The 12,313-nt window shown below is 61.4% G+C and carries 14 protein-coding genes; 6 read left to right on the top strand and 8 right to left on the bottom strand.

Going from position 1 to position 12,313, the window contains the following annotated elements; genetic code table 11:
• Positions 1 to 168: NAD(P)-binding protein (locus tag CQ14_RS46115; RefSeq protein ID WP_245320318.1), on the bottom strand; the 168-nt coding region annotated here is incomplete at its 3' end.
• 350 nt (positions 169 to 518) lie between these two features.
• Between CQ14_RS46115 and CQ14_RS12450 the strand changes: the two genes are divergently transcribed.
• Both CQ14_RS12450 and CQ14_RS12445 read left to right on the top strand, forming a co-directional pair.
• Positions 519 to 1,400 carry an AraC family transcriptional regulator gene (locus tag CQ14_RS12450; protein WP_057858173.1) on the top strand — a complete coding sequence of 294 codons (882 nt, stop codon included), beginning with the start codon at positions 519 to 521 and terminating at the stop codon, positions 1,398 to 1,400.
• Between the two features lie 79 nt (positions 1,401 to 1,479).
• Complete coding sequence (locus tag CQ14_RS12445) at positions 1,480 to 1,890, top strand: DUF2000 family protein (protein WP_057858172.1); 411 nt, start codon at positions 1,480 to 1,482, stop codon at positions 1,888 to 1,890.
• A 61-nt stretch (positions 1,891 to 1,951) separates the two neighbouring features.
• On the opposite strand, the gene CQ14_RS12440 is transcribed toward CQ14_RS12445, so the two are convergent.
• Positions 1,952 to 2,863 carry an MBL fold metallo-hydrolase gene (locus CQ14_RS12440; RefSeq protein ID WP_245320313.1) on the bottom strand — a complete coding sequence of 304 codons (912 nt, stop codon included), beginning with the start codon at positions 2,861 to 2,863 and terminating at the stop codon, positions 1,952 to 1,954.
• A gap of 553 nt (positions 2,864 to 3,416) precedes the next feature.
• On the opposite strand from CQ14_RS12440, the gene CQ14_RS12435 reads away from it, so the two are divergent.
• The 3 genes from CQ14_RS12435 to CQ14_RS12420 all read left to right on the top strand — a co-directional run bounded on the left by CQ14_RS12435 (position 3,417) and on the right by CQ14_RS12420 (position 6,704).
• Positions 3,417 to 4,505 carry a TRAP transporter substrate-binding protein gene (locus tag CQ14_RS12435; protein ID WP_057858170.1) on the top strand — a complete coding sequence of 363 codons (1,089 nt, stop codon included), beginning with the start codon at positions 3,417 to 3,419 and terminating at the stop codon, positions 4,503 to 4,505.
• A gap of 553 nt (positions 4,506 to 5,058) precedes the next feature.
• Positions 5,059 to 6,357 (top strand): sulfite oxidase, encoded by a 1,299-nt coding sequence (locus CQ14_RS12425; RefSeq protein WP_057858168.1) that lies wholly within the window; start codon positions 5,059 to 5,061, stop codon positions 6,355 to 6,357.
• Positions 6,354 to 6,704, top strand: coding sequence for a hypothetical protein (locus CQ14_RS12420; RefSeq protein ID WP_057858167.1), 351 nt, complete (start codon positions 6,354 to 6,356; stop codon positions 6,702 to 6,704). The genes CQ14_RS12425 and CQ14_RS12420 overlap by 4 nt, the downstream gene beginning before the upstream one ends.
• Before the next feature lie 19 nt (positions 6,705 to 6,723).
• Here CQ14_RS12420 and CQ14_RS12415 read toward each other — a convergent pair whose 3' ends face one another.
• The 5 genes from CQ14_RS12415 to CQ14_RS12395 form a co-directional block, all read right to left on the bottom strand.
• Positions 6,724 to 7,713 (bottom strand): Bug family tripartite tricarboxylate transporter substrate binding protein, encoded by a 990-nt coding sequence (locus CQ14_RS12415; protein WP_057858166.1) that lies wholly within the window; start codon positions 7,711 to 7,713, stop codon positions 6,724 to 6,726.
• Positions 7,714 to 7,904: 191 nt separating this feature from the next.
• The gene (locus CQ14_RS12410; protein ID WP_057858165.1) at positions 7,905 to 8,330 is read right to left on the bottom strand and encodes a hypothetical protein; all 426 of its coding nucleotides are present in this window, start codon (positions 8,328 to 8,330) and stop codon (positions 7,905 to 7,907) included.
• Positions 8,331 to 8,436: 106 nt separating this feature from the next.
• Complete coding sequence (locus CQ14_RS12405) at positions 8,437 to 9,186, bottom strand: cupin domain-containing protein (protein WP_245320312.1); 750 nt, start codon at positions 9,184 to 9,186, stop codon at positions 8,437 to 8,439.
• Positions 9,187 to 9,332: 146 nt separating this feature from the next.
• Positions 9,333 to 10,109, bottom strand: coding sequence for a hypothetical protein (locus tag CQ14_RS12400; protein ID WP_057858164.1), 777 nt, complete (start codon positions 10,107 to 10,109; stop codon positions 9,333 to 9,335).
• A gap of 160 nt (positions 10,110 to 10,269) precedes the next feature.
• Positions 10,270 to 11,223: a cyclase family protein gene (locus CQ14_RS12395; RefSeq protein WP_057858163.1), complete on the bottom strand. Its 954-nt coding sequence runs from the start codon at positions 11,221 to 11,223 to the stop codon at positions 10,270 to 10,272.
• Positions 11,224 to 11,651: 428 nt separating this feature from the next.
• On the opposite strand from CQ14_RS12395, the gene CQ14_RS12390 reads away from it, so the two are divergent.
• A complete protein-coding gene (locus CQ14_RS12390) occupies positions 11,652 to 12,188 on the top strand; it encodes a DUF2306 domain-containing protein (protein WP_057858162.1) in 537 nt (178 codons plus the stop codon).
• On the opposite strand, the gene CQ14_RS45260 is transcribed toward CQ14_RS12390, so the two are convergent.
• Positions 12,130 to 12,313 (bottom strand): hypothetical protein (locus CQ14_RS45260; RefSeq protein ID WP_210183158.1); only part of this gene is annotated, 184 nt, incomplete at its 5' end. The genes CQ14_RS12390 and CQ14_RS45260 overlap by 59 nt on opposite strands.

Here is a 12,313-nt window from a genome sequence, read left to right as displayed (position 1 = left end):
GCCGCCGACGCCGGAGGCGGATTCAATTACTCTCACGTTCAATCCCTGCTCACGCAGGCGGTACAATTGGTAAAGCCCGGCGACGCCGGCTCCGATGACCACGGCATCGAAGCTCGCCGTCTTCTGCGTCCCGTTACCTTTCCGTTGCTCTGTTGCTGCTTGAGTCATGCTTCCCTCCATTGGCATTTGTTGCTGAAAGACACGCGACATCGTTCGCCCGTCGCAAGACGGACGGCGTGTCTGGTGTCGGTCACGGCAGAACTGGCGGCTGGACGCTAAAAGCCTCGCGTCTCTTCTGAATTGCCTGCTCTTATCCGTGTTGGATGAGGAAGCTAATGGCCATCCGGCGGTCGCGGCTTGGATGAATTCCGCATTCCTTTGAACGAAATGGCGGCGCTTGGAACGCCGTCTGTATTGGCCCTTGGCAAACTGCAAAACACTCGTATGCTCGCCGCCGCCGTCTGGCTAACGAATAGAGCGGTCAACCGCCCCAAAATTCCAGATGTGGGAGGTACGCGATGGGCCGATTGATCACGGTGGAGGAGCTTCCGAAATATGCCGGCGGCGAACTCAAGCTGGACAGCGCGGCGACGGGCATGCCGGAGTTTCGCCTGAGGGTGTTCCGCTACGCGCCGTCCGAGATCCTGGTCCCGGGGGCTGAGAATTACCTGATTGTCAATTATCGGGAAGGCGCGACATCCATGAACCGCCGCGTGAGCGGGCCGTGGAAGCAGGATCACGTCGGCCGCGGCGTGACGACGTTGCTGACGCGCGCGGAGCCTTCGAACTGGGTATGGCGACACGATATCGAAGTGTCTCATTTCTACATCTCGCCCGCGCTGATGATGAAGACGGCAAGCGACGCCTTCGACCGCGACGCGGAGCGCGTTGAACTCCATGACCTGGTGCGCGCGGAAGATCCGGTATTGGCCTGGATCAGCGATCAGATGGTGCAGGAGGTGGCCACCGGAGGGCCGGGCGGGCGGCTCTGCTACGACGCGCTGGCGCTTCAGGCCAATGTGCACATCCTGCGAAAATACGCCTCCGTGCAGTTCAAATTGCCCTGTGCGCAGGGACGTTTCAGGCCGGCCCATGCGCGGATGATCGAAGACTACATCGAGCAGAACATCTTCCGGAACATCACGCTCGAGGAGTTGGCCGGCATCTGCAACTGCACCTCGGTTCAGTTTGCGCGCAAATTCCAGGCGCATTACGGTACCCGGCCGCATGCCTATGTCCTGAAGCGCAAAGTGGAACGGGCGTGCCAGCATCTGCGTAAAGATCGTCTGCCGCTCAAGGAGATCGCCCTTCTGAGCGGCTTTGCCGATCAGAGCCATCTCAACCGGGTGTTTCGCCGGCACATGAACGTCACGCCGGCCGAGTATCGCCGTCAGCAATAAATAGCGATAAACAGTGAGGCTGCCTTCGGCCGGCACAGGATGTCGGCCGAATGAGCACCTGACACCTCTGGGGAAGTTCATGCAATTCGACACCAAGATCGCGGTCGTGATCCGGACCGATCTCGAAGCCTGGCAGAAACTCAACGTCGCTTCGTTCCTCGCCGGCGGCATCGCCGCATCGTTCCCCGACTGCATCGGCGAGCCCTATGGCGACGCGTCGGGCACCAAATATCTGTCGCTGATCGGCCAGCCGATCCTGATCTACGGCGCCGACCGCCCGGCACTCTCCCGCGCACTGGAACGGGCGCTCGCCCGCAACGTCACGCCCGCGGTCTATACCGAGGACATGTTCAAGACCACGCATGACGCGGCCAACCGCGAGGTCGTCAGCGCCGTGATCCGAGCCGAGCTCAATCTGGTCGGGCTCGCGATGCGCGCCGAGCGCAAGGTGATCGACAAGATCGTCGACGGGCTGAAGTTTCACAGCTAGCGTGCAGACCAATCATTCAGGGCGATCGGCAGAGGTCGCTCTGACGCATGGTTGTTCACGCTCAGAGATGCGAAAGCCTCGTTCTTTGCTGCCGTGCCCGAAGGATGCCGAACGGGTCTTCCCGTTGGGCCAGCTTCCGATAGGTGGCCAAATCATCCTCCTGGATTGCCGGTCCCTCGCCACGTCGTCCGACAGAGCCCACACCTGGTCCCAACGGCAACGAAGTGCCGACACCCGCATAAAGGTATCGGTCACCGAAAGCCTGCTTCAATGCTGCGAATGTCGGCTCGCCGGTGCAATGGCCCGGAGCGATGCTCTCAACCTTGAACGTGTCCTTGAGCGCTGCCACGGCTTTGGCAATGGTCTCGTCCGAGGCGACGACGAGGTGGAACCCGCCGGTGATCAAGCGAATTCTGGGATTTATGGCCTTGGTGGCCTCGAGGATATTTTCGATCCCCGAATGCGCGCAGCCGATCACGAGCACGACGCCGTCGGCGGTGTTGACGGCCAGGGACAGCTCCTTGAGCTCCTTCGTGCCGGGTGCATCCGATACAAGTGCTATCAACGTGATGCCTGGGGCGATTTCCGTTGTCTTGTCTATAGGCTCGATATTGGCTCGCTGCCACGCGGTGCCGAATTTCATGACTTCGGGCGGCTTGCCGTCGTAGTAGCGCATCTCGGCCGGCAAGGATTCATCCTTCCGGTAGAAGCTCGATGGCAGCGACGAGCCATAAATTCCGAATCCTTCCCTGGGCGCGTAGATTTTCACCGTCGGATTTACGCTCAGCACATGGTTCAGCCCGGCCATGTGATCGGAGTGGCGGTGTGACAGAACCACGAAGTCGATGCTGGTGAGGTCGACGTTCTTCGCCTTGATGTTCGCTGCGAAGATGTCCTGGTCGTTGCCAGTGTCGAACAGGATTCGTTTGCCCGATATTTCCACCAGTGCGGAGAAGCCCCAATCCTTCTTCATCGCTGGATCGGTGCCGAAGGCGTCGTAGAGGATGGTGATCTTGCCGGTGGGCTCAGCGGCTGCGATGCGCGTGGAAACCATGATGACGACGCCGGCAAGTGCGGCCGCAAGAACCAAATTTGTGCGAAGTTTCATGGAAGCTCCTCCTCTTCGAGAGACCCCCCATTTGCGCTCGCCTGTAGCTGCCTCACGTGACCTCGCGATTGGGTGCCAGGTCAGCTCGCCGTCCTTGCAGATGGCAATGATCTTCTGATCTGCCGTCGGCGGTCCTCAAGACCATTTGGACTCTTTCGATCAGGCTTTTTTGCCCGCTGATCAGCGCTCTGGAAAACTACGCCGGAAAACTACGCCTTGGCTTTGCAGGTGTCACTACGAAAGTCGGCATCGGGATGCGCACCGAGCGCAAAGTGATCGCCAGGATCGTGGACGGGCCGAAATTTCACAGCTGGCGCTTCCACCCATGCCTCGAAGTCCGTTATGATCAGGCCCGAATAGTCCCGGAAGGCGCATTGCCCCGCGCCGATGGACGTGCATCTAACGGAGTAAGCACATCATGAAACGCCGTACGTTCCTCAAGGGTGGCGCCGTTGTCGGCGCGACGACGCTGGTGGCGGCACCCGCGATCGCGCAGGGCTCGCCGGAGATCAAGTGGCGGCTGACCTCGAGCTTTCCAAAATCGCTCGATACCATCTACGGCACGGCGCAGACCTTTGCGAAATACGTGGCTGACGCCACCGAGAACAAATTCCAGATCCAGACCTTTGCGGCCGGCGAGATCGTGCCCGGCCTGCAGGCGCTCGATGCCGTGAGCACGGCGACGGTGGAGATCGCCCAGACCCCGCTCTATTTCTACATCGGCAAGGAGCCCGCGCTGGCCTACGCCACCGGCGCGCCGTTCGGCATGAATCACCGCCATCAGGGTTCGTGGTGGTCGTTCGGCGGCGGCGCCGAGCTCTGCAACGAGGCGCTAAAACCGTTCAAGGCGCATGCGATCCTGTGCGGCAATTCCGGCACGCAGATGGGCGGCTGGTTCCGCAAGGAGATCAAGACGCCCGACGACCTCAAGGGCCTCAAATTCCGCATCGCCGGCATGGGCGGCCATGTGCTCGCCAAGCTCGGCATCGTGCCGCAGCAGATCGCGGGCGGCGAAGTGTATTCGGCGCTGGAGAAGGGATCGATCGACGCCGCCGAGTTCGTCGGCCCCTATGACGACGAAAAACTCGGCTTCTACAAGGTGGCGAAGTACTATTACTTCCCCGGCTGGTGGGAAGGCGGCGCCATGCTGCACATGGTGGTGAACGAGGAGAAGTGGAGCGCGCTGCCCAAGCAGTACCAGGCGATCCTCAACCAGGCAGGAGCCGCGGCCGGCGCGTGGATGATCGAGAAATATGACAGCGTCAATCCGGCCGCGCTGAAGCGGCTGGTCGCGGGCGGGGCAGAGCTGCGCGCCTTCCCGCAACCGGTCATGGAAGCCTGCTACCAGGCGACGCAGGACCATCTCAACGAGATCGCCGAGAAAAGCCCGCTGTTCAAGAAGACGAAAGAGAGCCACGACGCCTACATGAAGGAAGTGCTGTTCTACACGCAGATCGCGGAAAACTATTACGACAACTACCTGCTCAGCAAAGCCCGCAAGGGCTGAGTGCGAGATCGCTGCGCAGCTGGCTAGTAGCTCGGAGGACGGAATACCGACCCGTCCGCCGTAGTTCGAAGAGTGAAGGCGGAAGCGTAATCCGCTGTCTTATGTGAGGTATTAATGGCGAAGCGAACGCGACTGCCGACGATAGTGTTGGGCCGCAGCATGACAACCGACCCGTCGACCGAGGAGGACCCTAAAGCCCGCTTCGAGCTGGAGGCGGAGACTGGCGAGATTTTTGAGGTCAGTTTTTCGCTTCGTGGAATCCTGAGCACAGTCATGGTAGCTAACGGCTGGCCTCGTTTGAGAGAGGAGCTTGCCCAACTGGAGCCGCCCGGCTTGCGCGGGCGCGACCCATCGGCATAGCGATATTCAAACGCGATCGTCTTGCCAGAGCCTTGAGGAAGGCGGTGATGGCGCGGACGCTATGCCACGGTAGCTACTTTTTGCCGGTCTTGCAGCACGCGCGCAAAACGCAAATACTCGTCCCAGTTGGATTCCCGGAAGGGGAAGTCCGGCCAAGAAAGCCCGGGGGCGGGCAACAAAGGGAGAGCACGTCATGGCGCGGGAAACCGAGGGCAATGTGGCTGATGGCAGCCATTTCGAAACCAGCCGGCGCAGATTTCTAGGCGGCACGGGGTTGGCCGCAATAGGCGCCGTGATCGGCGGCGCGATGCCGTTCTCGCGCGACGGCATCGGCATTCCGCAGGCGCATGCACAGGGCACACCGGCTGCTGCGCCCGCAGCCAAGGGACCGCAATACCTGAAATTCCCCGGCAAGAACGAAGGGCTCGTCGTGCTCGGCGAAAAGCCGCTGGTCGCGGAGACGCCGGAAAGCCTGCTCGACGACGACACCACGCCGATCGAAAAGTTCTACATCCGCAACAACGGACAGATTCCGGAGGAGGCGAAGGATCCCGATGCCTGGAAGATCACCATCGACGGCGAGGTCAACAACAAGATCGAGATCACACTCGGCGAGTTGAAATCGAAGTACAAGGCGGTGACGCGGCGCATGGTGCTGGAATGCGGCGGCAACGGCCGCGCGGGATTCTCGCCGCCGGCGCGCGGCAACCAGTGGACCAATGGCGGCGCGGGCTGTGCCGAGTGGACCGGCGTGCCGCTCGCCGATCTCCTCAAGAAGGCTGGCCTCAAGCCGTCAGCGAAATACACCGCGCATTATGCGGCCGATCTGCATCTGTCAGGCGACGCCTCCAAACCGACCATCTCGCGCGGCGTGCGCATCGAGAAGGCGATGGACCCGAACACGATGATAGTGTGGGCCATGAACGGCAAGCCGCTGCCGAACATCCATGGCGGGCCGGTGCGGCTGATCGTGCCGGGCTGGGCAGGCTCGGCCTCGCAGAAATGGCTGACCCGCATCACGATCCGCGACCGCGAGCATGACGGCCCCGGCATGACGGAGTTTTCCTATCGCACGGCGATCAAGCCGATGGTGCCCGGCGGCAAGGCCGATCCGGCGAACTTCCGTATCCTGGAATCGATGCCGGTGCGCTCGATCATCACCAACCCCGCGAACGGCGCGAAGTTCGCCGCCGGCACCAAGGAGCTGAAGCTGCGCGGTGCCTCCTGGGCCGGCGATCTCACGGTGAAGCAGGTCGACGTCTCGCTGGATTTCGGCGCGAGCTGGCAGCGCGTCACGCTGGAGAAGCCGAAGAACAAGTACGACTGGCAGCGCTGGATCGCGACCGTCAAGCTGCCGACCGACGGCTATTTCGAGATCTGGGCGCGCGCCACCGACTCCAAGGGCGCGATGCAGCCGCATCAGGCCGGCTTCTGGAATCCGCAAGGCTATGGCGGTAACGCCATGCACCGCATTGCGGTGCTGGTCGGATGATGCAGCGCCTTATCTGGTTCGCCGTGGCCGGTGCGCTCTGGATCGTGCCGGCCACGGCGCAAACAACTTTCACGCCGCGCGACGAAAGCCCGGAGGAGTTTGCGGCCGGCGCAGGGCGCGAGGAGACCTTCTACGCCTGCACCGCCTGCCACGGTTTTCGTCTGGTGGCGCAGCAAGGCATGACGCGCGCGCAGTGGGAGGATTCCATCGACCTGATGGTCCGCCGCCATAACATGCCGCCGCTCGACGACAAGGATCGCGACAAGGTGCTGAGCTATCTCGAAGCCGCCTATCCGCCCCGCGCGCCGGCGGGGCAGAGAGGCTGGGTCAACCCGTTCGCGAAGTGAGACGCGGAGGGCTATCCTCCTACGCCGGCTCCAGGCCGAGCGCCTTGGCGCTCTCGATCCAGGTCGGCAATTCGCGCTGATAGAGCGCATTGCTTTCCTTGAAGCCGAGCGTGGGCTCCAGCGCGAAGGTGGAGAGAACCTCCTTCACCTTCGGATCGGCATTGGCCGCCACGAAGAGTTCCGACAGCCGGTCGACGATCGGCTGCGGCGTCGCCTTCGGCACCGCCCAGCCGGTGAAGCCGCTGATGGTGAAGAACTTCGATTTCGCGCCCTGTTCGGGCAGGGTCTTGACGTTCGGGATCGCGTCGACCTTCTTCGTATGCACCGCGAACACGACGCCCTTGTCGCCCGCCAGCACGGACTGCGCGGCCGTGTAGCTGCCCATCGCGACATCGAGCGTGCCGTCCAAAAGGCCCGTCCACATCGGCGCTTCGCCGCGGTAGTGGATCGGCTCGATCTTGAGATCATACTGCTTGTTGAGTTCGTTGATCGTCATGTGCGGCGCCGAGCCCGCGCTATAGGTGCCGAAATTCACCTGGCCCTTCTTGCGCGCGAACGCGACGAAATCGTCCAGCGTCTTGACGCCGGATGCCAGGCTCGCGACCAGCAATAGCCCGGCGCCCGGGATGATGCTGACCAGCGTCAAATCCTTGTCCATGTCGTAGCCGGGGTTTTTGATCATCACCCGGTTCATGACGTAGGTGGTCGAGATCGAGCACAGGATGGTGTGGCCATCGCCCTCGGCGCGCGCCACTTCCGCCGCGCCGATCGAGCCGGAGGCGCCCGCCTTGTTTTCGATGACGACAGTCTTGCCCACCTGCCTGGTGATGAAATCGCCGAAGGCGCGCGCCAGCAGGTCGGTCTGTCCGCCCGCCGGGTAGCTGACGACCATGCGGATATTCCGCGACGGCCACCCGGCTTGCGCCGATGCGCCGCGCGACAGCAACGGCATTGCGGCAGCAGCCGCACCGGCGGCGATGAAGTGACGGCGATTGAATTTCGCGGACATGATTCCTCCCTGTTTTTTCAGGGAGCGTATCGCATCGCCCGGTTACTGCCATCCGCGGAGACCGGGACACTTTGGCGCATCGGGCAAAAATTTCGGTGTGCTTCAATGATTTGCAGGCGAGTCAACGCACAATGCAACCGGATTTTTTCCGCGCGGGAGAATATCTAATGAGGCCGCAAGCGGCAGTCGCGCTAGGTCGTCGCGGCGATATAGGGAATGCTGCCGACGACGGCGATGAGCTGCACCGCATTGGAAAGCATGCCGCCCCAATGCAGCCGCCGCAGCCGGCGCACCGCATCGGCATCGCCGGCGTCCCTGGCGTTGAGCTGGACATCCCATTGCCGCAGAAACCAGCGCCGCGACCAGAGCGCGTACGCCGTGATCAAGCCGACGCCGACGGCGAAACCCAGCCGGCCGGTTGCCGCAAAAACCAGCGTCCCGATCACGCCGGCGATGCTCGTCATCAGGAAATGCGCACTGAACATGCCGCGCAGGAGCTGAGTGACCGGCGGAATGTCGAGCTTCACCAGCAGAAAGGCGGGCGAGGCCAGGAAGAAATAACCCATCGGAAAAAGCAGGATGACGACGGCAGCTAAGGCAACTCCATCTGGCGTCATGCGATCATCCCTTCTTTTTCCCGTCATTGGGCGAGGGCCTTGCGGCGGCAACCCATGATGATACCGCCGGCTGTCTTGTTCCATTAGGCATTGGTCGGATACGGCCTCAGCCGCGCTTGCCGCCAACTGAGATGAAGGCCATTAGACACGGCTCCGGCAACGGATTGCGCCAGCGATGCCGCGTGCCGTTCTGCACGATGCAATCGCCCTGGCGCAGATGGACCTTCTCGCCGTCGTCCAGTTCAAGCGTCATCTCGCCGCGAACGACGACACCATAATCGATGGTGTCGGTGGTGTGCATGCCCGGCGCGCTGCGATCGAAATGGTCGCCCATGCCGGGGAGCTTGTCCGACAACTCTTTCAAGCCGCTTTCGAAGGTGACGCCCGGCGGCGGCTTGTAGCCTTCGGGGCGCTTCGGCGGATATGAAATCAGCCGGAAAATCGTGCCGCCCGGGCCGGGAAAGCCTTTCGTCCCCGGCAGCATCGGGTCCGGCTCCAGGCCGGTGAGGGCAGGCACGCCCTCCGTCCTGTAGAGCTCATAGAACGTCAGTCCCGGATTGGCATCGATCTCCACCACCTTGCTCGTGACGTCGAAGGACTTGAACACCGACTTGCCGGCCTCGTTGCGGCCGGTCAGGGCACGCTTGGGCGGCGGCAGCTCGCTCGCATCTTTCGCTTCGGCTGATGGCGACACCGCGGCCAGCGCGCCGCCGCCGACCAAGGCGGAGAGTGCCTGCAGCACCTGGCGCCGATCGCCGCCGTCAAATTGTTCTGACGGAAGTGCTCCGTCATCAGCGGATCGATTCTTGCCGCGTGGCCACCAGGACCAGGAAAGTTTGCTCGAAAGCCTGCCCATCTGCGTTCTCCCTTGTGCGCAATCGTCCCGCCGTTGTAACGCGCGTCAAGGATGAGCGGCAGGTTGTCCGCAACTGTAGCAAGGGGTGGGATATTGGCCACCCTACTTCCGGCTAGGGCGACACGGAAGGCGTGGGCGTGTGCCCCTTATCGCAACGGCGTGTTCAGCCTGTTGCCGATGACTTGATAGAGACGTGACGCGATCACGGCAGCGAGTGTCGATCCAATAAGCAGAATCGTGCCGAGCCACAGCAGGCCAGCGACCAATCCGCTCAGGCTCCCCGGCGAGAAGCGGAGCAGGGATACGACCGCGACGCCGAGCAATCCGATTGGAATGAACGGCAGGATCGTTACCGCAACAGCAAACCAGAACTGACTACGTGTATCGCCGATTGCATTTTGCCAACTCGCTCCCGGCGCATCGACAGCCACCGCCGGAAAAAGCACGAGCAACTGCTGGATCACGGCCCAGGCGACAATACGCGCCATCACGACAGGGAAATCAAAGGAGGATGATCGATCGAAATGATAGAGCGGATGGCTCGCCTCCGCGAGAGCGCTCAGCGTCGATGGAAAATTCATCAGAAAAACACTCACGGCGAGTAAGCCGAAGAACAACTGAAACCGCGAACTGGACGGTTTGAACTCGTATCGCGTTGGCTCTTCGCCGAGGAGCACGAACCGATGGACGGAAAGAAAAAACGGCGTTAGCAGGAAACATAGTCCAATCAGGATTGCCAGCCGCAGCGCCGCCTGGCCGAGCGGATCATAAGTCAGCAGCCTCGGCGCAACGATGGCCGCAACACTTCCGACCGAAAGGATCAGAAAGGCGAACAGGGCCAGGCGCCACGTCTTGCGCAGCGCATGGCACAAGTCCCAATAAGCCCAGAACAGCGCGGTGATGACGGAGGGGCGGGGGATCATGCAAAACTCTTGCGGCAATGGTTGGCAGCATTATCCGGACGCAACCTTAAGGAGGCCCTTGCGCGCATCGTTAACGCATGATGACGTCATTGGTGTCGATTTGCACGATCTGGTTGACAGAGCGTAGCCCGCATATCGCTCCGCTCATACGGGCTACTCGCTACCTCACCGCGATCGGCGAGACCGTGGAGCCCGTGCCGCCCTGAATCTTGAGCGGCTGCATCACGAAGGCGAATTCGCCGACGCCCTTCTGCGCGAGCTCATCGAGCTTGAGATTCTCCAAAAGGTGGATGCCGTTCACCACTAGCGCGATCTGGTGCACGGGCAGCGACAATTGCTTGTCCGGATTGGGCGCGACCTCGACCGGCCAGTTGTCGGCGCCGAGCAGCATCGGGTCTTTCGTGGCAAGCCAGAGCGCGGCCTGTACGCCGATGCCGGGACAGGATTTTACGTAGCGCGGATTGTCCTTGCCGTAGAGCTTGCCCCAGCCGGTGTGGATGATCACGGCGTCGCCGGGTTGCAGCGTCAGGTTCTGTTTTTTCAGCGCGCCTTCGAGATCCTCGACGGTGATTTCGTAATTGTCCTCCAGCATCTCGACGCCCTTGAAGGCGGCGACGTCGATCAGCACGCCGCGCGTGAACAGCGCGCCGACATTGTGGATGCCGAACTTCTTGAAACCGGAGCGGTCGGCATTCTCGTCGACCTTCTGGCAATTGTACCAGCTGTTGAGATGGGTCTGGTGCGCAAAGCCGTCGAACTGCGTGCCGACCTGTCCGAGCTCGGTGATGACGATCTCCTCGTTCGAGCCGCGCATGTTGGAGAACTGGTTCATGAAGGTGCGCTTGGTATGCACGTCGAAGCGCCGCGTTCCAAAGAACGCCATGCTGGGGCCGAGCACGTGCGCCAGCTCGATCACCTCGCCGGACTTGATCAGCTTGGCGGCGTTCAGCACCGCCGCCGGCTTCTGATGATTGGCCGAACCGCGCTCGTCGGCCGCGCCCCATTTCGACGGACAGCGCTGGCTTTCGGTCGGCACCGTCCAGGTCGGAGCTTGCGCATGGGCGGCTGTTGAAAACGCAAGTGCGATCGCCGCACCCAATGTGAATGCTTTCATCTGAATCCTCCCAAGTGAGGGCGCTCTGGCTCGGCACCCCTGACGCCGATAATGCGGTCGGCATCGCGGCCAATTCAAGTCCGACGATGTGCCGGAGGCGATATGCCATCGAAGGTTGCGGCGATGCCGGCGGACATGAAACGTGAGGAACCATTCGTCATCTGCCATCTCCGACTAACCAGCCGAATTGCTGCAGCAGCGAAGAGGCGAAGGCCAATTTCGAACAAGTCTGGCCGGCGCGCGGGGCAATAACTCTCAATTGCGCTGTACCGCAGCAATAGAACTATAAAACTAGTAATGTAGTTGTAATTCGCCGTCTTGATCGGCGGCTGCGTGCTTTGCATGGCGTGTGGCGCTGCTGCTTTTGCGGTCAAACGACCGCATTCTTCAGCGCGGGCGGCGATCAATTGCACCGGTGAGCGAATGCCATGACCGGCGACGAAATCACCATCGTTGCGGGAATCGAAATTCCTTCGACCGACCCGGTCTTTCTGGCTGTTGTTCTTGCCGTGCACATTCCCCTCGGTCTTGCGTGCGTTGCGATCGGCGCAATCGCGATGTTGAGTAAGAAGCGACGCGGGCGTCATTCGAAGTTTGGAACGATTTATTTCTGGTGTCTGCTGGCACTCTCTGCGTCTGCAACGTTCCTGTCACTGATGCGCTGGAACGAGAACTATCACTTGTTCATTCTCGGAGTGATGTCGTTTGCTTGCGCCTGGATTGGGCGCACAGCGCTCCGGCGGCGCTGGTGGGGCTGGGTCAGGCTCCATATCGCGGGCATGGGCCTGTCATACGTTCTGATGCTGGTCGCCTTCTACGTCGACAATGGAAGGCAACTGCCGCTCTGGAAGGACCTGCCTCATTTCATGTACTGGTTGATACCCATGGCGGTTGGGGTGCCGCTCATCATTCGCGCGCTTTTGCGGCCGCCGTTGGCGCCGGCCCGCGCTGGAATTTCCAGTTGATGCGGTTGTCACGAGCGTTGCGCGTAAAATCTAATTTCGCGAACAGATTCAAGCTGATTTGGGTCGTCCAGTCGTCGGCCGAAAAATATACTGCTTCCTTTTCACCCCAAATCAGCGGCAGTTTT

The sequence above is a fragment of the Bradyrhizobium lablabi genome (assembly GCF_001440475.1).
Lineage (GTDB): Bacteria > Pseudomonadota > Alphaproteobacteria > Rhizobiales > Xanthobacteraceae > Bradyrhizobium > Bradyrhizobium lablabi.
This window is presented reverse-complemented; position numbering and strand designations above follow the sequence as displayed.

What these genes read in the sequence shown, in the direction of transcription:
- CQ14_RS12450 (WP_057858173.1), top strand. Translation starts at nt 519, where the DNA reads ATGGGCCGATTGATCACGGTGGAGGAGCTTCCGAAATATGCCGGCGGC.
- CQ14_RS12445 (WP_057858172.1), top strand. Translation starts at nt 1,480, where the DNA reads ATGCAATTCGACACCAAGATCGCGGTCGTGATCCGGACCGATCTCGAA.
- CQ14_RS12440 (WP_245320313.1), bottom strand. Translation starts at nt 2,863, where the DNA reads ATGAAGAAGGATTGGGGCTTCTCCGCACTGGTGGAAATATCGGGCAAA.
- CQ14_RS12435 (WP_057858170.1), top strand. Translation starts at nt 3,417, where the DNA reads ATGAAACGCCGTACGTTCCTCAAGGGTGGCGCCGTTGTCGGCGCGACG.
- CQ14_RS12425 (WP_057858168.1), top strand. Translation starts at nt 5,059, where the DNA reads ATGGCGCGGGAAACCGAGGGCAATGTGGCTGATGGCAGCCATTTCGAA.
- CQ14_RS12420 (WP_057858167.1), top strand. Translation starts at nt 6,354, where the DNA reads ATGATGCAGCGCCTTATCTGGTTCGCCGTGGCCGGTGCGCTCTGGATC.
- CQ14_RS12415 (WP_057858166.1), bottom strand. Translation starts at nt 7,713, where the DNA reads ATGTCCGCGAAATTCAATCGCCGTCACTTCATCGCCGCCGGTGCGGCT.
- CQ14_RS12410 (WP_057858165.1), bottom strand. Translation starts at nt 8,330, where the DNA reads ATGACGCCAGATGGAGTTGCCTTAGCTGCCGTCGTCATCCTGCTTTTT.
- CQ14_RS12405 (WP_245320312.1), bottom strand. Translation starts at nt 9,186, where the DNA reads ATGGGCAGGCTTTCGAGCAAACTTTCCTGGTCCTGGTGGCCACGCGGC.
- CQ14_RS12400 (WP_057858164.1), bottom strand. Translation starts at nt 10,109, where the DNA reads ATGATCCCCCGCCCCTCCGTCATCACCGCGCTGTTCTGGGCTTATTGG.
- CQ14_RS12395 (WP_057858163.1), bottom strand. Translation starts at nt 11,223, where the DNA reads ATGAAAGCATTCACATTGGGTGCGGCGATCGCACTTGCGTTTTCAACA.
- CQ14_RS12390 (WP_057858162.1), top strand. Translation starts at nt 11,652, where the DNA reads ATGACCGGCGACGAAATCACCATCGTTGCGGGAATCGAAATTCCTTCG.